The organism is Streptomyces sp. NBC_00523, from assembly GCF_036346615.1.
In the GTDB taxonomy this organism is placed as follows: Bacteria; Actinomycetota; Actinomycetes; order Streptomycetales; family Streptomycetaceae; genus Streptomyces.
Window position 1 is genome coordinate 5,457,869 of the sequence record NZ_CP107836.1, and the last position, 22,732, is coordinate 5,480,600.

20 protein-coding genes are annotated in these 22,732 nt (G+C 73.3%); 13 read left to right on the forward strand and 7 right to left on the reverse strand.

Annotated features, from left to right (window positions below):
• The first annotated feature begins 82 nt into the window (after nucleotides 1-82).
• The 4 genes from ispG to OHS17_RS24940 all read left to right on the forward strand — a co-directional run bounded on the left by ispG (nucleotide 83) and on the right by OHS17_RS24940 (nucleotide 4,622).
• On the forward strand, nucleotides 83-1,237 hold the full coding sequence (gene ispG / locus OHS17_RS24925; protein WP_330313946.1) for a flavodoxin-dependent (E)-4-hydroxy-3-methylbut-2-enyl-diphosphate synthase: 1,155 nt from the start codon (nucleotides 83-85) through the stop codon (nucleotides 1,235-1,237).
• A 158-nt stretch (nucleotides 1,238-1,395) separates the two neighbouring features.
• On the forward strand, nucleotides 1,396-2,241 hold the full coding sequence (locus OHS17_RS24930; RefSeq protein ID WP_198957005.1) for a GNAT family N-acetyltransferase: 846 nt from the start codon (nucleotides 1,396-1,398) through the stop codon (nucleotides 2,239-2,241).
• A gap of 40 nt (nucleotides 2,242-2,281) precedes the next feature.
• Nucleotides 2,282-2,848, forward strand: a complete 567-nt coding sequence (locus OHS17_RS24935; RefSeq protein ID WP_330313947.1) for a GNAT family N-acetyltransferase — start codon at nucleotides 2,282-2,284, stop codon at nucleotides 2,846-2,848.
• Nucleotides 2,849-2,921: 73 nt separating this feature from the next.
• The gene (locus OHS17_RS24940) at nucleotides 2,922-4,622 is read left to right on the forward strand and encodes a proline--tRNA ligase (protein ID WP_330313948.1); all 1,701 of its coding nucleotides are present in this window, start codon (nucleotides 2,922-2,924) and stop codon (nucleotides 4,620-4,622) included.
• A gap of 58 nt (nucleotides 4,623-4,680) precedes the next feature.
• Here the strand turns inward: OHS17_RS24940 and OHS17_RS24945 are convergent, their stop codons facing one another.
• The 3 genes from OHS17_RS24945 to OHS17_RS24955 are packed head-to-tail and all read right to left on the reverse strand — an operon-like array spanning nucleotide 4,681 to nucleotide 6,649.
• Nucleotides 4,681-5,604 carry an aminoglycoside phosphotransferase family protein gene (locus OHS17_RS24945; RefSeq protein WP_330313949.1) on the reverse strand — a complete coding sequence of 308 codons (924 nt, stop codon included), beginning with the start codon at nucleotides 5,602-5,604 and terminating at the stop codon, nucleotides 4,681-4,683.
• A 44-nt stretch (nucleotides 5,605-5,648) separates the two neighbouring features.
• The gene (locus OHS17_RS24950; RefSeq protein WP_073863179.1) at nucleotides 5,649-6,131 is read right to left on the reverse strand and encodes a ferritin-like domain-containing protein; all 483 of its coding nucleotides are present in this window, start codon (nucleotides 6,129-6,131) and stop codon (nucleotides 5,649-5,651) included.
• Nucleotides 6,128-6,649, reverse strand: coding sequence for a hypothetical protein (locus OHS17_RS24955; protein WP_330313950.1), 522 nt, complete (start codon nucleotides 6,647-6,649; stop codon nucleotides 6,128-6,130). Before OHS17_RS24955 ends, OHS17_RS24950 begins: the two co-directional genes overlap by 4 nt.
• A 175-nt stretch (nucleotides 6,650-6,824) precedes the next feature.
• On the opposite strand from OHS17_RS24955, the gene rimP reads away from it, so the two are divergent.
• The 9 genes from rimP (at nucleotide 6,825) to OHS17_RS25000 (ending at nucleotide 18,603) form a co-directional block, all read left to right on the forward strand.
• Complete coding sequence (rimP, locus tag OHS17_RS24960) at nucleotides 6,825-7,322, forward strand: ribosome maturation factor RimP (protein WP_018102331.1); 498 nt, start codon at nucleotides 6,825-6,827, stop codon at nucleotides 7,320-7,322.
• Nucleotides 7,323-7,324: 2 nt separating this feature from the next.
• Nucleotides 7,325-8,365 (forward strand): transcription termination factor NusA, encoded by a 1,041-nt coding sequence (gene nusA / locus OHS17_RS24965; protein ID WP_018102330.1) that lies wholly within the window; start codon nucleotides 7,325-7,327, stop codon nucleotides 8,363-8,365.
• A gap of 119 nt (nucleotides 8,366-8,484) precedes the next feature.
• Nucleotides 8,485-8,763: a YlxR family protein gene (locus tag OHS17_RS24970; RefSeq protein ID WP_198957006.1), complete on the forward strand. Its 279-nt coding sequence runs from the start codon at nucleotides 8,485-8,487 to the stop codon at nucleotides 8,761-8,763.
• A 147-nt stretch (nucleotides 8,764-8,910) separates the two neighbouring features.
• Nucleotides 8,911-11,985: a translation initiation factor IF-2 gene (gene infB / locus OHS17_RS24975; protein WP_330313951.1), complete on the forward strand. Its 3,075-nt coding sequence runs from the start codon at nucleotides 8,911-8,913 to the stop codon at nucleotides 11,983-11,985.
• 138 nt (nucleotides 11,986-12,123) lie between these two features.
• Nucleotides 12,124-12,420 carry a DUF503 domain-containing protein gene (locus tag OHS17_RS24980; protein ID WP_073863182.1) on the forward strand — a complete coding sequence of 99 codons (297 nt, stop codon included), beginning with the start codon at nucleotides 12,124-12,126 and terminating at the stop codon, nucleotides 12,418-12,420.
• 23 nt (nucleotides 12,421-12,443) lie between these two features.
• Entirely contained in the window at nucleotides 12,444-12,896 is a 453-nt protein-coding gene (gene rbfA, locus OHS17_RS24985) for a 30S ribosome-binding factor RbfA (protein ID WP_330313952.1), read from the forward strand.
• Complete coding sequence (truB, locus tag OHS17_RS24990; protein WP_330313953.1) at nucleotides 12,893-13,789, forward strand: tRNA pseudouridine(55) synthase TruB; 897 nt, start codon at nucleotides 12,893-12,895, stop codon at nucleotides 13,787-13,789. Before rbfA ends, truB begins: the two co-directional genes overlap by 4 nt.
• 205 nt (nucleotides 13,790-13,994) lie before the next feature.
• Nucleotides 13,995-17,600 (forward strand): serine protease, encoded by a 3,606-nt coding sequence (locus OHS17_RS24995; protein WP_330313954.1) that lies wholly within the window; start codon nucleotides 13,995-13,997, stop codon nucleotides 17,598-17,600.
• A gap of 43 nt (nucleotides 17,601-17,643) precedes the next feature.
• Nucleotides 17,644-18,603, forward strand: a complete 960-nt coding sequence (locus tag OHS17_RS25000; RefSeq protein ID WP_330313955.1) for a bifunctional riboflavin kinase/FAD synthetase — start codon at nucleotides 17,644-17,646, stop codon at nucleotides 18,601-18,603.
• A 48-nt stretch (nucleotides 18,604-18,651) separates the two neighbouring features.
• Here OHS17_RS25000 and OHS17_RS25005 read toward each other — a convergent pair whose 3' ends face one another.
• From OHS17_RS25005 to OHS17_RS25020, 4 genes are read right to left on the reverse strand one after another with little or no spacing between them, the layout of a single operon-like run.
• Nucleotides 18,652-19,653 (reverse strand): ABC transporter ATP-binding protein, encoded by a 1,002-nt coding sequence (locus tag OHS17_RS25005; RefSeq protein ID WP_330313956.1) that lies wholly within the window; start codon nucleotides 19,651-19,653, stop codon nucleotides 18,652-18,654.
• Nucleotides 19,650-20,675: an ABC transporter ATP-binding protein gene (locus OHS17_RS25010; RefSeq protein WP_330313957.1), complete on the reverse strand. Its 1,026-nt coding sequence runs from the start codon at nucleotides 20,673-20,675 to the stop codon at nucleotides 19,650-19,652. The genes OHS17_RS25005 and OHS17_RS25010 overlap by 4 nt, the downstream gene beginning before the upstream one ends.
• Nucleotides 20,672-21,622, reverse strand: coding sequence for an ABC transporter permease (locus tag OHS17_RS25015; RefSeq protein WP_330313958.1), 951 nt, complete (start codon nucleotides 21,620-21,622; stop codon nucleotides 20,672-20,674). The genes OHS17_RS25010 and OHS17_RS25015 overlap by 4 nt, the downstream gene beginning before the upstream one ends.
• A complete protein-coding gene (locus tag OHS17_RS25020) occupies nucleotides 21,619-22,698 on the reverse strand; it encodes an ABC transporter permease (protein ID WP_073863187.1) in 1,080 nt (359 codons plus the stop codon). The genes OHS17_RS25015 and OHS17_RS25020 overlap by 4 nt, the downstream gene beginning before the upstream one ends.
• Nucleotides 22,699-22,732 lie beyond the last annotated feature (34 nt).

A 22,732-nucleotide genomic window follows, 5' to 3' on the forward strand; every position in this document is an offset into this window, starting at 1 on the left:
GGCCGCCCGCGGTGACGTAACCTCGAAGGCCGGAGCCCGCCGATACCGGGACCTCGATCCACACCTTGGGGATGCTCAGCGCATGACTGCGATTTCTCTCGGAATGCCCGCCGTTCCGACCAAGCTCGCCGAACGGCGGGTCAGCCGGAAGATCCAGGTCGGATCGGTTGCGGTCGGCGGGGACGCCCCCGTCTCGGTGCAGTCGATGACGACGACCCGTACGTCCGACATCGGCGCGACGCTTCAGCAGATCGCCGAACTCACCGCCTCCGGCTGCCAGATCGTACGCGTGGCCTGTCCGACCCAGGACGACGCGGACGCCCTGAAGATCATCGCGTCCAAGTCGCAGATCCCGGTGATCGCCGACATCCACTTCCAGCCGAAGTACGTCTTCGCCGCGATCGACGCCGGCTGCGCGGCGGTCCGCGTGAACCCGGGCAACATCAAGCAGTTCGACGACAAGGTCAAGGAGATCGCGCGCGCCGCGAAGGACGCCGGCACGCCGATCCGGATCGGCGTCAACGCCGGTTCGCTGGATGCCCGGCTGCTGAAGAAGTACGGCAAGGCCACCCCCGAGGCCCTGGTCGAGTCCGCGCTCTGGGAGGCGTCCCTCTTCGAGGAGCACGACTTCCGCGACATCAAGATCTCGGTCAAGCACAACGACCCGGTCGTGATGGTCAACGCCTACCGCCAGCTCGCCGCCCAGTGCGACTACCCGCTGCACCTCGGCGTCACCGAGGCCGGTCCCGCCTTCCAGGGCACCATCAAGTCGGCCGTCGCCTTCGGCGCCCTGCTCAGCGAGGGCATCGGCGACACCATCCGCGTCTCGCTCTCCGCGCCGCCCGCCGAAGAGGTCAAGGTCGGCATCCAGATCCTGGAGTCGCTGAACCTGCGCCAGCGCCGCCTGGAGATCGTCTCCTGCCCCTCCTGCGGCCGCGCCCAGGTCGACGTCTACAAGCTCGCCGACCAGGTCAGCGCCGGTCTTGAGGGCATGGAGGTCCCGCTGCGCGTCGCGGTCATGGGCTGCGTCGTCAACGGCCCCGGCGAGGCCCGCGAGGCCGACCTCGGCGTCGCCTCCGGCAACGGCAAGGGCCAGATCTTCGTCAAGGGCGAGGTCATCAAGACCGTGCCCGAGTCGAAGATCGTGGAGACCCTCATCGAGGAAGCCATGAAGATCGCCGAGCAGATGGAGAAGGACGGCGTCGCCTCCGGCGAGCCCGAGATCTCCATCAGCTGACCGCTCCGGCCCCGGCAGCGCCCCGCGAGGAACCCCTCGGCGGGGCGCTTACGCGTGCGGGCCCGCGATGCGCACAGCCGTTCCCGGGCACGGGCGGCGTCGCTCAGGCTCTTCGGTTACAGTGCGGAAATCAGCAGACCGCATGGTGAGGCCCCCTCGTGTTGACGCACACCACTACCCGGGTCCTCGAACCCAGCGACCTCGGCGCCGCGCTCGCCGTCCTGGAGAGCGAGCCCGTGGCCAACGCCTTCGTGACGTCCCGCGTGCAGATCGCCGGACTCGACCCCTGGCGCCTCGGCGGCGAGATGTGGGGCTGGTACGCCGACGGCCGGCTCCGGTCCCTGTGCTACTCGGGCGCCAACCTCGTCCCCATCTGCGCAGGCCCCGAAGCCGTCCGCGCCTTCGCGGACCGCGCCCGCCGGGCCGGCCGCCGCTGCTCCTCGATCGTCGGCCCCGCCGAGCCCACCGCCGAGCTGTGGCGCCTCCTCGAACCGGGTTGGGGCCCCGCCCGCGAGGTCCGGGCCAACCAGCCCCTCATGGTCACCGAGAGCCCGTCCGCCGATGTGGAGCCGGACCCGCTCGTCCGCCGTGTCCGCAAGGACGAGATGGACATCCTGATGCCCGCCTGCATCGACATGTTCACCGAGGAGGTCGGTGTCTCGCCGCTCGCCGGGGACGGCGGACTCCTCTACCAGGCCCGCGTCGCCGAACTCATCGGCGCCGGCCGCTCCTTCGCCCGGATCGACGACGGCAAGGTCGTCTTCAAGGCGGAGATCGGCGCCACCACCCCGCAGGCGTGCCAGATCCAGGGCGTGTGGGTCGCCCCCGAATACCGCGGCCGCGGCCTCTCCGAGACCGGCATGGCCGCTGTACTGCGGTACGCGCTGGCCGACGTCGCCCCGGTCGTCAGCCTGTACGTGAACGACTACAACACCCCCGCGCGCAAGGCGTACCGCCGCATCGGCTTCCGCGAGACCGGCGCCTTCATGAGCGTGCTCTTCTGACCGGCCCCCGACCCGGGGCCCCGGACAGTAGGGTCGGCCCATGGCAGCAGATTCCGGGGGCGGACCCCGCACCACCGGCGTCCGGGTCGGGCCGATCGATCTCGCGGACCGCGTCGACGAGGCCCTGGCCGTACAGGCCGTCGCCTTCGGCCTGAGCGCCGGGGAGGTCGAGGTCCGCCGGCACATCGTGCTCCGGCACCTCGACCACCCGCACGCCCGCGCGCTCGGCGCCCTGACGCCCGAGGGCCGGCTCGTCGGCTTCGTCTACGGCATGCCCAACGACCGCGGCCACTGGTGGTCCACCGTCGTGGAGCCCTACCTCCGCGCCACCGGCAGCGCCCACTGGCTGGACGACGCCTTCGTGATCACCGAGCTCCACGTCCACCCGGACTTCCAGAACCGGGGCATCGGACGCACCCTCATCACCACCATCACCGACGCCGTCGCCGAGCCCCGCTCGATCCTCTCCGCGATCGACACCGAGAGCCCGGCCCGCGGCCTCTACCGCTCCCTCGGCTACCAGGACCTCGCCCGCCAGGTGCTCTTCCCCAGCGCCCCCAAGCCGTACGCGGTGATGGGAGCGCCCCTGCCACTGCGCCGTACGTGAGGGAATGGATTTCCGCCCGCACGGGCCGCCCCGCTAACCTCGGGCCCATCACCCTTCCGAGCAGGAGTTCACCATGGCCCAGGTCCAGCGCATGTCCCGATTGATGATCAAGACACTGCGCGACGACCCGGCGGACGCCGAGACGCTCAACCACAAGCTCCTCGTCCGAGCCGGCTACGTACGACGCACCGCTGCCGGAATCTGGTCCTGGCTGCCGCTCGGCAAGAAGGTCCTGGAGAACATCACTCGCGTCGTCCGCGAGGAGATGGACGCCATCGGCGGCCAGGAGGTCCTGCTCCCCGCGCTGCTGCCCAAGGAGCCCTACGAGGCGAGCGGCCGCTACGACGAGTACGGCGACCTGCTGTTCCGGCTCCAGGACCGCAAGGGCTCCGACTACCTCCTCGGCCCCACGCACGAGGAGATCTTCACCCAGGTCGTCAAGGACATGTGCTCGTCCTACAAGGACCTGCCGGTCATCCTGTACCAGATCCAGACGAAGTACCGCGACGAGGCTCGCCCCCGGGCCGGTGTGCTGCGCGGCCGCGAGTTCCAGATGAAGGACTCGTACTCCTTCGACACCACCGACGAGGGCCTGGCCGAGGCGTACCAGCTGCACCGCGCCGCGTACATCCGCATCTTCGAGCGGCTCGGCCTGGACCACCGCATCGTCTCCGCCGTCTCCGGCGCCATGGGCGGCTCGGCGTCCGAGGAGTTCCTGGCCCCGGCGCCCGCCGGCGAGGACACCTTCGTGGACTGCCCGAACTGCGACTACGCGGCCAACACCGAGGCCGTGACCTTCAACGCCACCCCCGGCGACGCCGCGGGCACCGGCCCCGTCGAGGAGCTGGACACCCCCGACACCCCGACCATCGAGACCCTGGCCGCCCACCTCGGCGTGGAGGCCTCCGCCACGCTGAAGAACCTGCTGGTCAAGGTCGACGGCGAGATCGTCGCCGTGGGCGTGCCCGGCGACCGCGAGGTGGACCTCGGCAAGCTGGGCGAGCACCTGGCCCCGGCCGTGGTCGAGCTGGTCACCGCCGAGGACTTCGTGGGCCGCCCCGACCTCGTACGCGGCTACGTCGGCCCCCAGGGCCTGGAGAAGGTCCGCTACATCGCCGACCCCCGCGTCGCCCCCGGCACCGCGTGGATCACCGGCGCCAACAAGGACGGCAAGCACGCGAAGAACGTCGTCGCGGGCCGCGACTTCGAGGTGGACGACTACCTCGACGTCGTCGTGGTCGAGGCGGGCGACCCCTGTCCCAAGTGCGGCACCGGCCTCCAGGTCGACCGCGCCATCGAGATCGGCCACATCTTCCAGCTCGGCCGCAAGTACGCCGACATCTTCGCGCTCGACGTGCTCGGCCAGCAGGGCAAGCCCGTCCGCGTCACGATGGGCTCGTACGGCATCGGCGTCTCCCGCGCCGTGGCCGCCCTCGCCGAGCAGACCGCCGACGACAAGGGCCTGTGCTGGCCCCGCGAGATCGCCCCGGCCGACGTCCACGTCGTCGCCGCGGGCAAGGCCCTCCAGACCGAACTGGCCCTGGAGGTCTCCGACAAGCTGGCCGCCGCCGGGCTGCGCGTCCTGGTGGACGACCGCGCCGGCGTCTCGCCGGGCGTCAAGTTCACCGACTCCGAGCTGATCGGCGTCCCGAAGATCCTGGTCGCCGGCCGCCGCTCGGCCGAAGGCGTCCTGGAGCTGAAGGACCGCCGCACCGGCGAGCGCGAGGAGCTGACGGTCGAGGAGGCCATCGCCCGCCTCTCCCAGCAGGACTGACGCTCCTTACGCGTGAGGGCCTCGCACGGAACGTTCCGTGCGAGGCCCTCAGCATGTCCTACAGCCAGCCCGCGAACTCCAGGGTCACTTCGCCCTCCTGGCGGCGCCCGGCCGCCAGCGCCCGGGTGCCCGACTCCACGGCACGGAACAGCGTCCAGCCGTGCAGCCGCTCCTGGTCCACGTCCAGCGAGTCCGCGAGCTTCCTGACCCTGCGCCGGGCCGTCGTCGCCCCGGCGGGCGACGCGATCAGGTCCTCCACCCGGTCCCGGACCAGCCGCGCCAGGTCGTACGCCCGCTCACCGACCAGCGGCTCGGGCCCGACCGTCAGCCAGGGCGCCCGCTCACCCGCGAGCACCTTGCTCTGCCGGAAGTTGCCGTGCAGCAGCAGCGCCTCGGGGGACCCGGCGACCAGCTCCTCGCGGACCGCGAGCGCGGCGGTGACCAGGGGTTCGAGCGCGGGGTCGGACGCGGCGGCGGCGCGCATCGCGTCCACCCGCCGCCCGGTCCGCTCGGCGACCGTCTCGAAGCCGTGCCCGGCGGGCGGGTCCACCCACAGCCGGCGCACCGTCCCGGCCGCTTCGAGGAGCGCCTTCGCCTCCGGCAGCGACCGCAGCGACATCTCGGGGTGCAGCCGCTCCAGGAGCAGCGCCCCAGCCACCGGCCGCCCGCCGTCCGCGGGGTCGAGCAGCCGTACCGCGCCCCAGCCGTTCCAGTGCGCCAGCGCCGCCTGTTCGCGCTCCGGCGCGGCACCGGACGGGGCCAGCTTCAGGGCGGCCGGGGTGCCGTCGTCCCCCCGGACCAGCAGAACCAGACTGCTGCGCCCGCCGGGGGCCGCGACCCGCTCCACGACCGGGGCGCGGCCGGTCGCGGCCAGCGCCTGCCCGGTCAGTGCGGGAAGCCCCGCGAGCCATTCCCCGGCGGCCGTATCCCCGTACGACTCACCGAGCGCTCGCACCAGACGCTGCGGCGGTTCAAAACCCATACGTGCCGTGTTCCCTTTCAGAGCCTTCTCGTGTGCGCCCTTTTTCAGTGCGCGGTGGCGGCCCCGGCCTGCGTGTCCGTCGAGGCCGCGGCACCGGCCCGCTCCGCGAGCCCGGGAAAGGGTACGCCGCTGCCCCGCCAGCGCGCCGCGCGCACCGCGGCCTCGCGCAACGCGTCCGCCGCGCTGCGCCGCAGCGACCCGTCGGCGGCCCGGACCAGGTCGGAGTAGACGTACCCGACGCGGTCCTCCAGGACAGCGGCGAGCCGGACCGCCGCCGCGGCGTCCGGCACCGCGAACGGCAGAGCGTACGCGGCGTCGGAGGCCACCGGCTCACCGCCCAGGTCCCTGACCGTGCGCACCAGGGCGTCGCGGCGGGCGCGGTGGGCGTGAAACGCGGCGGTGGCCTCGGCCCGGCGCGCCGCCGCGACCCGGCCGCCCGCGACCCCGTAGCCGTAGACGGCGGCGTGCTCGGCGGCCAGCGCCGCCTGGGCCGCTGCCAGCGGGCCGTCGTTCTTGCCGTCGCTCATGCCGGGGTCTCCTTGGCCAGCTCGGTCAGCAGATAGGCGTGCGCCGCGCAGGCTGCGGCGACCGAGGCCAGCAGCCGGGCCAGTTCCCCGGGCGCCTTCAGGAGCAGCGCGGTGTAGGCGTCCGCCGCGGAGCGCTCGGCCGCCGCCAGCTCCTTGACCGCGGCGGCGGGGGTGGCGGCGCGCGAGCGGGCCATGCCGAGCGCAGGGGTCTTCTCCGGGGAGAGCGCCTCGAGATGGGCGCGGACCGCGTCGCGCAGGGGGGTGAGGGCCGTCGCGGTCGTCGGGTGGGCCCGGAGCACGTGCTCGTAACCGGCGAGCAGGGTCGCCGTGGTGCGGGTGGCGCCGGTGCGCAGCGCCTTCTCCGCGCGTACCGAGGAGGCACCGTGCGCGTGCGCGGAGCCCTTGGTACCCCCGCTCGCACCCTCGTCGTCGCTTCCGCAGCCGGACAGCACCGCCCCGGCGGCCAGTGCGCCGGTCGCCGCGAGCGCGCCCCTGCGCGTCGTCCCCGTACGCCGCACTTGCTCTCCTTCGGGCTGGACCTGTCTTGACTGGATCTGTCCGGAAGTGATCACCGCCTGTGAGCGTACCCGCGCCCGGGGGACCGGCTGACAGCAACACCCCCTGCGACCGGATACCCTTTGACCAGACACGCGAGATCCCCACAACAGCACACGCGGCCGAGGAGTCACCCGGATGAGCACCACCCAGAGCGAGAGGCTGCGCGGGCTGGTCGAACCGCTCGTCAGCGCCGAGCAGCTGGAGCTGGAAGAGATCGAAGTCTCCCGGGCAGGCCGCCGCAGGGTGCTGCGGATCGTCGTGGATTCGGACGAGGGTGTCGAGCTCGACACCTGCGCGGAGCTGAGCCGCGCGATCTCCGCGAAGCTGGACGAGACCGACGTGATGGGCGAGGACGAATACGTCCTGGAGGTCAGTTCGCCCGGCGCCGACCGTCCGCTCTCGGAGCACCGCCATTACGTACGCGCCACCGGGCGCCTCGCCAGGCTGAACCTGAGCGACGGCGGCGAGCTGGTGGCCCGCATCCTCGCGGTGGACGAGGACGGTCTCGACCTGGAGGTGCCGGGCGTCAAGGGCCGCAAGCCCACCGCCCGCCGGATCGCCTTCGACGAGATCGCCAAGGCCCGCGTGGAGCTGGAATTCAACCGCAAGGACAAGAAGGAAGAGGAGGCGTAGCCGTGGACATCGACGTGAAGCTCCTGAAGGGCTTGGCGCAGGACAAGGAGATCCCGTTCGACGTCCTGGTCGAGGCGATCGAGTCGGCCCTCCTCATCGCGTACCACCGCACCGACGGCAGCCACCGCCGGGCGCGCGTGGAGCTGGACGAGCGCGGCCATGTGACGGTCTGGGCCAAGGAGGACCCGGCCGATCTGGAGGAGGGGCAGGAGCCCAAGGAGTTCGACGACACCCCGTCGGGCTTCGGCCGGATCGCCGCGACCACCGCCAAGCAGGTCATCCTCCAGCGTCTGCGCGACGCCGAGGACGACCGCACGTTCGGCGAGTACGCGGGCCACGAGGGCGATGTCGTCACCGGCGTCGTCCAGCAGGGCAAGGACCCGAAGAACGTTCTGGTCGACATCGGCAAGCTGGAGGCCATCCTGCCGGTGCAGGAGCAGGTGCCCGGCGAGGAGTACACCCACGGCCTGCGGCTGCGCACCTACGTGGTGCGCGTCGCCAAGGGCGTGCGCGGTCCCTCCGTCACGCTGTCGCGCACCCACCCCAACCTGGTGAAGAAGCTCTTCGCGCTGGAGGTCCCGGAGATCGCCGACGGTTCCGTCGAGATCTGCGCGATCGCCCGCGAGGCCGGCCACCGCACCAAGATCGCGGTCCGCTCGACCCGCTCCGGCCTCAACGCCAAGGGCGCCTGCATCGGCCCGATGGGCGGACGCGTCCGCAATGTGATGGCCGAGCTGCACGGTGAGAAGATCGACATCGTGGACTGGTCGGACGACCCGGCCGAGATGGTCGCCAACGCGCTGTCACCCGCGCGGGTGAGCGAGGTCGAGGTCGTTGACCTCGGCGCCCGTTCCGCCCGGGTGACCGTGCCGGACTACCAGCTCTCGCTGGCGATCGGCAAGGAGGGGCAGAACGCCCGCCTGGCCGCCCGCCTCACCGGCTGGCGCATCGACATCCGCCCGGACACCGAGACCGACGCCGAGCGCGACGTCGCCGACCGCGAGCGCGCCGAGCGGGCCCGGGAGCGTTCGGACCGGCGCTGACGCACCCCCGAGCGGCGCCCGGGGAATAGATCCCGTCGGCCGGTCGCTGAGATCACGACAACGTCCGTTCGATTTTTGCCCCAAAGGGGTGAGGTCGGTGCGGGGAGGTAGACTTAGCTGTGTCTGGCCGGACGCACGCCCGCGCTTGCCCTGAGCGAACCTGTGTGGGATGCCGGGAGCGGGCGGCCAAGAACGAGTTGCTGCGCATCGTCGCGGAAGGGGACGCCTGCGTCCCTGATCCGCGCGGTACGCTGCCCGGCCGGGGTGCTTACGTGCATCCCGTCCCCGACTGTCTGGACCTGGCGGTTCGCCGCCGGGCATTCCCCCGGGCCTTCAAGGCCAAGGGGCCGTTCGACCCGACCGCGGTACAGCGGTTCGTCGAGCGGGTGACACCGTAAGAAATGAACGGCACGGGTCCCCGTGCGGTCAGGTACCTCGCGAGTTGGAAGTAGGTCGAGATTGCGATGAGCACTCGATGAGTACGCGATGAGTACGCCCATGAAGTAGCGACGGTCCGGCGGTAACCCGGACCTAAAAGGAGCGAAGTGGCTAAGGTCCGGGTATACGAACTCGCCAAGGAGTTCGGCGTGGAGAGCAAGGTCGTCATGGCCAAGCTCCAAGAACTCGGTGAATTCGTCCGTTCGGCGTCCTCGACGATCGAGGCGCCGGTCGTGCGCAAGTTGACTGACGCACTGCAGGGGCCCGGCGGCAACGCCGGCAAGCCCGCTGCCAAGCCGGGCGCGCCTCGCAAGGCCGCCCCCGCCAAGCCCGCGGCGCCGTCTCCGGCCCCCGCGGCACGTCCCGCTGCCCCGAAGCCCGGCGCCCCGGCCCCCAAGCCGGCCGCCGCCGAGGCCCCGAGCAGCACCCCCTCCGCCCCGTCGGCGCCGGCCCCCGGCCCGCGTCCGGGTCCGAAGCCCGCGCCGAAGGCCCCGGCCGCGCCGGTACCCGCCGCGGAGTTCTCGGCCCCGGCACCGGCCCAGCCGGCCGCGCCGCAGGCCCCGCGCCCCGCCGGCGCGACCCCCGGCCCCCGTCCCGCGCGTCCGGCCCCGGCCGGTCAGCAGGGTGGCGGCCAGCGTGACGGCGGCCGCGGCGGCGAGCGCCCCGCGCGTCCCGCCGGCCAGGGCGCCCCGCGCCCAGGCGGCGCCCGTCCGGCCGGTCCCCGTCCGGGCAACAACCCCTTCACCTCCGGTGGCTCGACGGGCATGTCCCGTCCGCAGGCACCCCGCCCCGGCGGCGCCCCGCGTCCCGGTGGCGGCCAGGAGCGCCCCGGCGCCCCGCGTCCGCAGGGTGGCCCCGGTGGCGCCCCGCGCCCGCAGGGCCAGGGTGGCGCGCCGCGTCCGACCCCGGGCGGCATGCCCCGGCCGCAGGCGCCCCGTCCGGGCGGTGCTCCCGGTGGTAACCGGCCCAACCCGGGCATGATGCCGCAGCGTCCCGCTGCCGGCCCGCGTCCCGGTGGTGGCCCCGGTGGTGGCCGCGGTCCCGGCGGCGGCGGTCGTCCGGGCGGCGCTGGCCGTCCCGGTGGCGGCGGCTTCGCCGGTCGTCCGGCCGGTCCCGGCGGCGGTGGCGGCGGCTTCGCCGGCCGTCCCGGTGGCGGCGGTGGCGGTGGCGGCGCGGGCCGTCCCGGCGGTGGCGGTGGCTTCGGCGGCCGTCCCGGCTTCGGTGGGCGTCCCGGCGGCCCCGGTGGCCGTGGTGGCACGCAGGGCGCCTTCGGCCGTCCCGGCGGTCCCGCGCGTCGTGGTCGCAAGTCGAAGCGGCAGAGGCGCCAGGAGTACGAGGCCATGCAGGCCCCGTCGGTCGGCGGCGTGATGCTGCCTCGCGGCAACGGACAGGCCGTCCGGCTGTCGCGCGGTGCCTCGCTCACCGACTTCGCCGAGAAGATCAACGCCAACCCGGCTTCGCTGGTCGGCGTCATGATGAACCTCGGTGAGATGGTCACCGCCACGCAGTCCGTCTCCGACGAGACGCTGAAGCTCCTCGCGGACGAGATGAACTTCGTCCTGGAGATCGTCAGCCCGGAGGAGGAGGACCGCGAGCTGCTCGAGTCCTTCGACATCGAGTTCGGCGAGGACGAGGGCGGCGACGAGGCCCTGGTGCCGCGTCCGCCGGTCGTGACCGTCATGGGTCACGTCGACCACGGTAAGACCCGGCTGCTCGACGCCATCCGCAAGACGAACGTCATCGCGGGCGAGGCCGGCGGCATCACGCAGCACATCGGTGCGTACCAGGTCGGTGCCGAGGTCAACGGCGAGGACCGCCGTATCACCTTCATCGACACCCCGGGTCACGAGGCGTTCACCGCCATGCGTGCCCGTGGTGCGAAGTCCACCGACATCGCGATCCTCGTGGTGGCGGCGAACGACGGTGTGATGCCCCAGACGATCGAGGCGCTGAACCACGCCAAGGCGGCCGACGTGCCGATCGTGGTCGCGGTCAACAAGATCGACGTCGAGGGTGCCGACCCGACCAAGGTGCGCGGTCAGCTCACCGAGTTCGGTCTGGTGGCCGAGGAGTACGGCGGCGACACGATGTTCGTGGACATCTCCGCCAAGCAGGGTCTGCACATCGACCAGCTGCTGGAGGCCGTCGTCCTCACCGCCGACGCCTCGCTCGACCTCCGGGCCAACCCGGACCAGGACGCGCAGGGCATCGCGATCGAGTCCCACCTCGACCGCGGCCGCGGTGCCGTCGCGACCGTCCTGGTCCAGCGAGGCACCCTGCGGGTCGGCGACACGATGGTGGTCGGCGACGCCTACGGCCGTGTCCGCGCGATGCTCGACGACAAGGGCGAGAACGTCGAGGAAGCGGGTCCGTCGACCCCCGTCCTCGTGCTGGGTCTCACCAACGTCCCGGGCGCCGGCGACAACTTCCTCGTCGTGGACGAGGACCGTACGGCCCGTCAGATCGCCGAGAAGCGTGCCGCTCGCGAGCGCAACGCCAACTTCGCCCGCAAGGGTGTCCGGTTCTCCCTGGAGAACCTGGACGAGGCGCTCAAGGCCGGTCTGGTCCAGGAGCTCAACCTCATCATCAAGGGCGACGCGTCCGGTTCGGTGGAGGCTCTCGAGTCCTCGCTGCTCCAGCTCGACGTCGGCGACGAGGTCGACATCCGGGTCCTGCACCGCGGTGTGGGTGCGGTCACCGAGTCGGACATCGACCTGGCGACCGGCTCCGACGCCATCGTGATCGGCTTCAACGTGCGCGCCGCAGGGCGTGCGCAGCAGATGGCCGACCGCGAGGGTGTGGACGTCCGCTACTACTCGGTCATCTACCAGGCGATCGAGGAGATCGAGGCGGCCCTCAAGGGCATGCTCAAGCCGGAGTACGAAGAGGTCGAGCTCGGTACGGCGGAGATCCGCGAGATCTTCCGCTCGTCCAAGCTGGGCAACATCGCCGGTGTGCTCGTCCGGTCCGGCGAGGTCAAGCGCAACACCAAGGCGCGCCTGCTGCGCGACGGCAAGGTCGTCGCGGAGAACCTCACCATCTCCGGTCTGCGCCGCTTCAAGGACGACGTCACCGAGATCCGCGAAGGCTTCGAGGGCGGTATCAACCTCGGAAACTTCAACGACATCAAGATCGACGACGTCATCGCGACGTACGAGATGCGCGAGAAGCCGCGAGGCTGACCCGTACCTCAACAGTCGGGGCCGGTCGACGGGACCTATTTCCCGTCGATCGGCCCCGGCCGTTCCGTGTACGGTTCTTGTGTCCCCGCCGATCATCGGCGGGGCGCGAACCCGAACCGGCGGGACATCCGGGCATACATGTATGTGGGGACACTGTCCTTCGACCTGCTTCTCGGCGACGTACGGTCGCTGAAGGAGAAGCGTTCCGTGGTCCGTCCGATCGTCGCCGAACTCCAGCGCAAATACGCGGTGAGCGCGGCGGAGACGGGCGATCAGGACCTCCACCGCAGGGCCGAGATCGGCCTCGCCGTGGTTTCCGGGGACACCCGGCACCTCACTGACGTACTCGACCGGTGCGAGCGCCTCGTCGCCGCCCGGCCGGAAGTGGAGCTGCTGTCCGTACGACGGCGGCTGCACAGCGACGAAGACGACTGAGCAAGGTAGAAGGAGACGGACCAGTGGCCGACAACGCGCGGGCTAAGAAGCTGGCGGACCTCATCCAGGAGGTGGTCGCCGGGAAACTGCAGCGCGGCATCAAGGACCCGCGCCTGGGGACCCACGTGACGATCACGGACGTCCGCGTCACCGGCGACCTGCGGGAGGCCACGGTCTTCTACACGGTCTACGGAGACGACGAGGAGCGGGCCAGCGCGGCGGCCGGCCTGCAGAGCGCCAAGGGCATCCTGCGGTCGGCGGTCGGCTCGGCGGCGGGGACGAAGTTCACCCCGACGCTCACCTTCGTGGCCGACGCCCTCCCGGAGAACGCCCGGGCCATCGAGGACCTGCTCGACCGGGCACGGGCCTCGGACGCCAAGGTGCGCGAGGCGTCCTCGGGCGCCACGTACGCCGGCGAGGCGGACCCGTACCGCAAGCCGGAGGACGAGACCGACGAGGACGCAGCCTCCGAATGACGCAGAACAAGACGCCGGACGGCCTTGTCATTGTCGACAAGCCGTCCGGCTTCACTTCGCACGACGTCGTCGCCAAGATGCGCGGCATCGCCCGCACCCGCCGTGTCGGCCACGCCGGCACCCTGGACCCGATGGCGACCGGTGTGCTCGTGCTCGGCGTCGAGAAGGCCACCAAGCTCCTCGGCCACCTCGCGCTGACCGAGAAGGAGTACCTGGGCACGATCCGGCTCGGCCAGAACACCGTCACGGACGACGCCGAGGGCGAGATCACCTCGTCCGCCGACGCCTCCGGGGTGACGCGTGAGGGGATCGACGCCGGGGTCGCCGCCCTGACCGGCGCCATCATGCAGGTGCCGTCCAAGGTCAGCGCCATCAAGATCGACGGCAAGCGGTCCTACGCGCGGGTGCGCGGCGGCGAGGAGTTCGAGATCCCGGCCCGGCCGGTGACCGTCTCGTCCTTCCGCGTCTACGACGTCCGCGAGGCCGTCGCCGAGGACGGTACGCCGGTGCTCGACCTGGTCGTCTCGGTGGTCTGCTCCTCGGGGACGTACATCCGGGCCATCGCCCGTGACCTGGGCGCCGGGCTCGGGGTGGGCGGCCATCTGACCGCCCTGCGGCGCACCCGCGTCGGTCCTTACGGGCTGGACGCCGCGCGCACGCTGGACCAGCACCAGGAGGAGCTGGCCGTGATGCCGGTGGCCGAGGCCGCCGCCTCGGCGTTCCCCCGCTGGGACGTGGACGAGAAGCGGGCGAAGCTGCTGCTGAACGGCGTACGCCTGGACATGCCCGCCTACCCGCCGGGGCCGGTCGCCGTCTTCGGGCCGGACGGGCGGTTCCTGGTGCTGGTCGAGGAGCAGAAGGGCAAGGCCAAGAGCCTCGCCGTCTTCGCCTGACCGCGCGTCGGCGCCTGGCCGGACCCTCATCGTGGAGCGGGCGGAGCCCCCTGTGCCCGCTCCACGATCCCCCACCCATTCCTGTCCAGCGAACGCCCCGGATTCACCCCAACGGGCAGGCGCTCGGAGTGAATCAGGGGGGTGACGGGGGCGCTTTCGCCCCGAGTGGTCCGCGCGGGGATCTTCGGCGCCCTACCGTCGGATCATGGGATGCGGGGACCGGGCGACGCTGGTACGACTGTGCGATCCGGCCGGCAGGCCGCGGGGGACCGGCTTCGTCGCCGACGACCGGGGCACGGTGGTCACCAGCCACGAGGCGGTCGACGGCCTTCCGCACCTCCTGCTGCACGGCACGGACGGCCGCAGCCACCGCGTCGAGGCCGCCGACATCACCGCCGTACCCGCATGGGACCTCGCCCTCCTGCCCACCGGAGGCCCCGACACCCTCGGCGTCCGGCCGCTGCCCGTGTGCGTACGCGAGCGCCTCGACCCCGGTACGTATGTGACGGTCGCCGCGCACGGTCTGCGCGAGGCGCGCATCCTGGGCCGCACGCCGGTCACGTACACCAGTCGCGGCCGCACCCACCGGATCGACCAGGCCCTGGAACTGGCCCTCGGCACGGACGGCAGCGACGCGCTCCGGCTGGGCGGCGCGGCGGTGGGCGGGCCCGTGCTCGACCCGGACAGCGGGGCCGTGATCGCCGTCATCGGGCTCGCCCTGCGCGCCTCCCACGCCACCGCCGGCTGTGCCGCGCCACTGGCCGGGGCGCCCGCCGACGGGCCGCTGGGCGAGCTGCTGCGGCGCAACGCCGCGACCGTCCCCGGCTACGGCCCCGACCTCAACCTCGCCGGGGCCCTCCAGCTCACCGCCATGTCCGTCGGCTCGGCGGGCGGCCCGGGCGAGCGGCACGAGCCGGTGGAGCGGCCCGACGTCCGCGCCGAGTCCGAGGCGTTCGCGGCGGCCGGACCGGACGCACCCGCCGTCATCCTCGCCCTCGTCGGTGAGCCGGGCACCGGGCGCACCACCGAGCTCGCCGCCATCGCCGGGCGCCGGGCGACCGGCCCGGTGCCCGCGCCCACGCTGTGGCTGCGCGGCGCCGACCTCCTCGCGGACGACACCTCCGTCGCCGACGCCGTCGCGCGCACGCTCCAGCAGGCCGGGCGCATCGTCGGCGCCGCCGGGGCCCCGGGCGACATGGCGAGCGCCACGCCCGAGCGGGTCGCCCGGCTGGCCGCGGCCTCCGGGGTGCCGCTCCTCGTCCTGCTGGACGCCCCGGAGGAGATGCCGCCCGTCCCGGCGCACCGGCTCGCCGACTGGACGACCGGCACGGTCGGCTGGCTCCGCGAGAACGGCGCCCGGCTCGTCGTCGGCTGCCGCCCCGAGCACTGGGAGACGGCGGGCGCGCTCTGCCCGCCCGAGGCCCTGCACCGCCCGGCCCGGCCCGCCCGGCGGCTGCCCCCGGCGGTCCGCGTCACCGACTTCACCGCAGGCCAGGCCGAACGCGCCCGGGAAGGGCTCGGCCTCCCGCCCGACTCCCTCGCGGCCGGCCACGACCGCCATCCGCTGACCCTCCGCCTGCTCGCCGAGGTACGCGAGGCCCTGCCGCCGGGAACGCCCGGGCGCCCCGGCACGGAGGAGGTCTTCGCCGCCCACCTCGACCTGATGTGCCTGCGCATCGCCGTCCGCATCGCCGCCGGGACCCGCCCCGGGCCCACGGCGGTACGGCGCCTGGCGGCCCGGGTGGCCGGACAGGTCCACGAGGCGGCCCGCCGCTGCCTCGGCCCGGGGCAGGGCGAGCTGGACCGGGCCGCCTTCGAGGAGCTGTTCCCCTGGCGCACGGGGTGGGCCCCGGCGGTCCTCACCGAAGGGCTCCTCGTCCCGGCCGGTGCCGGCTACCGCTTCGCCCACGAAGAGGTGGGGGACTGGATCCAGAGCACGCACCTCGATCTGGACGCGGCCCTGCGGGCCCTGGTGCACCGGTGGCACGCGGAGCCGGCGGAGGACGACGGCCGGGTGCCGCGCCCCCGCCGGGGCGCCGCCGCCGAGGACCCGGCCCCGGCCGGACCTCGCAGCCTGCCCGTGCCCCGGCACCGGATCGGCCCGGTCGTCCAGGCCCTCCTGCTGCTGGCCCGCCGCCACGGCACGGCCGCCCTGGCCCACCGGCTCGCGGACCTCATCGAGGCGCTGGACCGGCTGCCGGAGGGGGCGCCGGACGCGGCTGACGGCGACCGGGCCCTGCCCCTGTCCGACCCGCGCTGGTGGGCCGCCCGCCTGCTCGCCGAGACGCTGCTGCGGGTGCCCGACGCCCGGCCGTACCTCGGCGTGCTCCGGCTGCTCGCCGGGCGCGTCGTGCGGAGTTCCGCCGAGGCGGACGGGGGAGGGGCGCGCGGGGCGTACGCCGCATTCGGGCCCTGGTTCTGGCGGGGGCCGCGGCTGCCCGAGGCGGACCGGATGGACCTCTTCCGCCGACTCGTCCCGGCCGACGGGCCGCCGGGCGAGGGGGACGGCGACACCCGGTTCCTCGACGCCGTCGCCCGGCGGCTCGCCGCCCACCCGCGTACCGTCATGCCCCTCCTGTGCGCGTGGTTCACGGACGAGCGGGCGCTCGCCGCGGCCCCGGACACCCCGGTGCGCCCCACCGTCGCCGCCGCCGCGCAGGCCCTCCTCCACGCCCGCCGGGACCTCGCGGTCGACGACCTGGCCGACGCCCTCGTGGCCGCCGGGCACCCCCGGGCCGAGGAGCTGCTGGCCGCGCTCGCCGAGGACGAGACCACCGCGCTCTGCCGGGCCGTCGAGCGCTGGGCCGGTGACGAGGATCGGCGCGCCCGCCGGGTCGCCGCCGTCTCGTACGCGACGCTCGTCGCCCCCCACGTCACCCTGGACGCCGACCGCGACCGGGTGCGCCGGGCCGCGCTCGCGGTGCTGGCCCGCCCGGCCGACAGCGAACTGCACGGACCGGTCCTCGCCCTGCTCGTCGCGGACCCCCGCACCCGGCCCCGCTACCTCCCGCAGGCCGTCCGGGCCTTCGTCGCCGAGGGCCCGCAGGACGTGCGCGTGCCCGCCGCCGCGCTCGCCGCCGCCCTGCCCACGCACGCGGACATCGTGGTGACCGCCTACCGGGACCGGCTCGCGCGGCCGGACCAGGGCGCGGGCGAGGTGCTGCGGGCCCTGGCCGGGATCGACGCCCCGGAGCTCGCGCTGCACGCCGCCGGCCTCGTACGCGCCTACGCCGAGGGTCACCCGGAGGACACGGCGCACACCGCCGCGTACCTCGACCGCCGCCTGGAGCACGGGCCCGCCGCGCGCGCCCTGCTGCTGCCGCTGCTCACCGGGCTGCTCCGGGACCGCCCGGCGGCGGCGCCGGTCCGGGGATCGCTCGCCGCGGTGCTCGCCTCGCCCGGCAGCCCCGCGTCGCAGCCCGCCCGCGACGAACTCCTGGAGGTGCTGCTGGACGCCGAGCAGCGCGGGGGGACCCCGGACCCGGTGGTCCTGGAGGCCCTGCTGCGGGCCGCCGCGGACGGATGCGCCGGGCGGTCACCGGTTCGCAGCAGGGCGCTGGTGCACCGGACCGGGATGCTCCTCGTGCGTACCCCCGAAGGGGCCGCCCTGTTCGACCGGCGGCTAGTCGCGCTGGTCCGCGAGGTGCCCGGGTTCGGCGCGCTGGTCGCGGGCTGGCTGGCCGACGCGCCGCAGGAGTGGGCGGCCGTCGTGGGGCCCAGCGCGCGGCGCACGGTGGAGGGGCTGCGGGCGCCGATGCCCATGCCGATGCAGGCCGCAGGGCGTGAGCATGGCAGTCTTAGACCTGCGTAAGCGAGATATCCACGTACACAGGTTCGGGCGAGGAGCGGTCAGAGTGCAGCGCTGGCGAGGCTTGGAGGACATCCCCCAGGACTGGGGGCGCAGCGTCGTCACCATCGGCTCGTACGACGGGGTCCACCGTGGACACCAGCTGATCATCGGCCGCGCCGTCGAGCGGGCCCGCGAGCTGGGCGTGCCGTCGGTCGTCGTCACCTTCGACCCGCACCCCAGCGAGGTCGTCCGGCCCGGCAGCCACCCCCCGCTGCTCGCCCCGCACCACCGGCGCGCCGAGCTGATGGCGGATCTGGGCGTGGACGCGATGCTGATCCTGCCGTTCACCACGGAGTTCTCGCGGCTCGCCCCGGCCGACTTCATCGCCAAGGTGCTCGTGGACAAACTGCACGCGCAGCTGGTCATCGAGGGCCCCAACTTCCGTTTCGGCCACAAGGCCGCGGGGAACGTCGAGCTGCTGGCCGAGCTGGGTGCCGAGCACGACTACCGCGTCGAGGTCATCGACCTGCGGGTGAGCGGCGCGGCGGGCGGCGGCGAGCCGTTCTCCTCCACGCTCACCCGGCGCCTGGTCGCCGAGGGCGACGTGGCCGGGGCCGCCGAGATCCTGGGCCGTCCGCACCGCGTCGAGGGCGTCGTCGTCCGGGGCGCCCAGCGCGGCCGCGAGCTCGGTTTCCCCACCGCGAACGTCGAGACCCTCCCGCACACCGCGATCCCCGCCGACGGCGTCTACGCGGGCTGGCTGCACGCGAACGGCGAGGCGATGCCCGCCGCGATCTCGGTCGGCACCAACCCGCAGTTCGACGGCACCGAGCGCACGGTGGAGGCGTACGCGATCGACCGCGTCGGCCTCGACCTGTACGGCCTGCACGTGGCCGTGGACTTCCTGGCGTACGTACGCGGGATGCTGAAGTTCGACACGATCGACGACCTGCTGGTGGCGATGGCCGCCGACGTGAAGCGGTGCAGCGAGCTGGTCGCCGCCGCCGAGGCCGGACAGGACTGACCGCGCGGGGCTTCCCGGCCGGGCAGGCCGGGAAACCCGTACGCCCCGTCAGGCAGTCGGCGCGGCGACCTTCGCCGTGGCCCAGTGGCACGCCACCTGTGTGTCCCCGCCGCCCGACAGGACCGGCAGGTCCTGCGTACGGCAGGCGTCCGCGACGCCCGCCCGTTCCGCCTCGCCCGAGGCCAGCACCTGGCAGCGGGCGTGGAAGCGGCAGCCGGACGGCACCCGGGACGGGTCCGGCGGCTCACCCGTGAGCACCACCGGATCGCCCGGCGCCTCCGGCAGCACCGACAGCAGCGCCTGGGTGTACGGATGGCGCGGGGCCGTCAGGATCTGCTCGACGGCCCCCGTCTCCACGATGCGGCCCAGGTACATCACCGCGACCCGGTCCGCGATGTTCCACGCGAGACCGAGGTCATGCGTCACGACCAGCGCGGAGAGACCCAGCTCCTCGCGCAGCCGCAGCAGCAGCGCCAGGATCTCGCCGCGCACCGACGCGTCCAGCGAGGCGACCGGCTCGTCCGCCACGATCAGCTCCGGCTCCAGGACCAGCGCCCCCGCGATCACGACGCGCTGGCGCTGACCGCCCGACAGCTCGTGCGGGTAGCGCAGGAAGAACCGCTCCGGCGGGCGCAGCCCGGCCCGCGACAGCGCGTCGTGCACCGCCTGCCGCTCGTCGCCCGCGTAGCCGTGGATGCGCAGCCCCTCGGCCACCGCGTCGTACACCGTGTGACGCGGGTTCAGCGAGCCGCTGGGGTCCTGGAGGACCAGCTGGGCGCGCTTGCGGTACGCCTTGAGCGCCCGGCTCCCGTAGTCCAGCGGCTTCCCGTCGAACGTGATCCGACCGGCCGTCGGCGGTACCAGGCCCAGCAGCGAACGGGCCAGCGTCGTCTTGCCGCACCCCGACTCGCCGACCAGGGCGACGATCTCGCCGGGCCGGATGTCCAGGTCGACCCCGTCCACCGCACGCGCCGGGTCGGCCCCGTGCCGGCCGGGGAAGGTGATCCGGAGCCCCTGCGCGCTGAGCAGGTCCACGGGGGTCGTCGTCATGATGTGCTCCTTGCTTCCTCGGCGCCCGGCAGGACCGGCGCCGCCCCCTCCGGGCCGACCAGCACGCACGCGGCCTGCCGCCCGGCGCCCGCGTCCCGCAGCTCCTGGTCCTGCGTGGCGCAGGAGTCCAGGGCCAGGGCGCAGCGCGGATGGAAGGTGCAGCCGGCCGGTAGCGCCGAAGGGTCGGGCGGGTCGCCGGGCAGGCCCCTCGGCGCGAACCGGGACGACAGGTCCCCGATGCGCGGGAAGGCGCCCGACAGGGCCCTGCTGTACGGGTGGTGCGCGCTCTCGTAGACCTCGGACGCCGGGCCCTCCTCCACGACCCGGCCCGCGTACATCACGGCGAGCCGGTCGCAGGTGTCGGACAGCACCGCCAGGTCGTGGCTGATCATGATCAGGCCGAGGTCCTGCTCGGAGACCAGCTGCTCGATCAGGCGCAGGATCTGGGCCTGGATCATCACGTCCAGGGCCGTCGTCGGCTCGTCGGCGATGATCAGGCCCGGGTCGCAGGCGAGCGCCATCGCGATCATCACGCGCTGCCGCTGCCCGCCGGACAGCTCGTGCGGATAGGCGTCCGTCCGGGCCGCGGGCAGCCCGACCTGTTCCAGCAGCTCACCGGCGCGCTTCCGGGCCGCCGCCGGGGTGACCTTCTTGTGCAGCAGGATCGGCTCGGCGATCTGGTCCCCGATGCGGTGCACCGCGTTCAGCGAGTGCATGGCGCCCTGGAAGACGATGGAGGCGCCCGCCCAGCGGACGGCCCTGACCTGGCCCCACTTCATCGCGAGGACGTCCTCGCCGTTCAGCAGGATCTCGCCGGTCACCTTCGCGCCCGCGGGCAGCAGCCGCAGCAGGGCCAGCGCCAGCGTGGACTTGCCGCAGCCGGACTCCCCGGCGATGCCCAGCTTGCGCCCGGCCTCGACCTGAAGGTTCACGCCGCGGACGGCCTGCGCCCCGCCGGGGTACGTCACCGTCAGGTCGCGTACCTCCAGAAGAGGCGTCTTGCGGATGCTCGTCGTGCTCAACGGGCCACCCCCAGCTTGGGATTGAGGACGGACTCGATCGCGCGGCCGCACAGCGTGAACGCCAGGGCCACCAGGGCGATGGCGATGCCGGGCGGTGCCAGGTACCACCAGTCCCCGGCGCTCACCGCCCCAGCGGCGCGCGCGTCCTGGAGCATGCTGCCCCACGAGGTGATGGTCGGGTCGCCGAGGCCGAGGAAGGCCAGCGTGGCCTCGCTCAGGATCGCGCTGGAGATGGCCAGCGTGGTCTGCGCGAGCACCAGCGGCATCACGTTCGGCAGGACGTGCCGGAGCATGACGTGGCCGTGGCCGCCGCCCAGCGCGCGGGCGCGCTCGATGTAGGGACGGGACTCCACGGCGAGGGTCTGCGCCCGCACCAGGCGGGCGGTGGTCGGCCAGGTCGTGACGCCGATCGCGATGATGATCGTCCACAGGGAGCGGTCCATCACCGAGGCGAGCGCGACCGCGAGGACCAGCGTCGGCATCACCAGGAACCAGTCGGTCACCCGCATCAGCACCGTCGAGTACCAGCCGCGGAAGTGGCCCGCGACGATCCCCACGATGGTGCCGATGGCGACGCACAGGAACGCCGCGAGCAGCCCCACGGTCAGCGAGACGCGGGCGCCCCACACCAGGAGCGCGAGCACGCTGCGCCCGAACTGGTCGGTGCCGAGCGGGAACTCACCGCTCGGCGATTCGAGCGCGCCGCCGGACGCCTCGGTGACGCTCTGCGAGTCGGCGCCGACGAGCTGGGGCGCGGCCAGGGCGATCAGCGCGATGAGGATCAGTCCCGCCAGGCCCCACATCCCGCCCTTGTGCCTGCGGTACTCCCGCCAGAAGCGGGCCGCGGACTGGCGTTTACGGGCCCGGGCCAGGGAGCGGGCGCTCCGGACGGGCTCGGGCGGGGCCGGCGCCGGGGTCGGCGAGGGCATGGAATCGGTCGTGGTCATCGGCCCACCCGGGGATCGAGCAGCGGATACAGCACATCGGCAAGGGTGTTCGCCAGGATCACCGCGGTGGCGAAGACGAAGAAGAGGCCCTGGACGAGTGGCAGGTCGGGGGTGCTGAGGCCCTGGTAGAAGAGGGAGCCGAGGCCCGGCCAGGAGAACACGGTCTCCACCAGGATCTGCCCGGCGACCACATGCCCCAGGTTGACGAACATCAGCGTGAAGGTGGGCAGCATCGCGTTGGGCACGGCGTGCTTGCGGCGTACGACGTCGTCCCGCAGCCCCTTGGCGCGGGCCGTCGTGAGGTAGTCGCTGCCCATCTCGTCCAGCAGCGAGGACCGCATCACCAGCAGCGTCTGCGCGTACCCGACCGCCACCAGCGTGATCACCGGAAGCACCATGTGGTGCGCCACGTCGGTGACGTAACCGAAGCCGCTCGTGTCGCCCGACGACATGCCGCCCGTCGGGAACATGCCCGGGATCGGGCCGACGCCGACGGAGAAGACGATGATCAGGAGCAGCCCGAGCCAGAACGACGGCACCGAGTACAGCGTGAGGGCGAGCGCGGTGTGGAACCGGTCGCCGGCCGAGCCGTTGCGCCAGGCGGTACGGGTGCCGAGCCAGAGGCCGATGACGCTGTAGAGGACGTAGGCGGTGCCGGTGAGCAGCAGCGTCGCCGGCAGCTTCTCCACGATCTTGTCGATGACCGGGGCGTGGTACGCGAACGAGACACCGAAGTCGCCGGTGAGGGCGTCCCCGATGTAGCTGGTGAACTGCTGCCACATCGGCTGGTCGAGGCCGAGCTGGTGGCGCAGCGATTCGAGCTGTTCGGCCGATACGGGCCGGCCGCCCGTCATCTGCTTGACGGGGTCGCTCGGAATGAGCCGGAAGAGGAAGAAGCTGGTGACCAGAACCGCGAACAGCGAGACGACGGCGCCCGCGATCTTGGCGGCCACATATTTCAGATAGGCCGTGGTGTTGCGCGCCCGTGGACCGCGTGCGGCCGAGGGGCCGGCCGGAGGGCCGTCCGTGGCCGCGTCCGCCTGTTGCACGAGCGCCGGAGTGCTGTCAGCTGTCATGGGGAACTCTCGTTACTCGTGTCGTTCCTGGAAA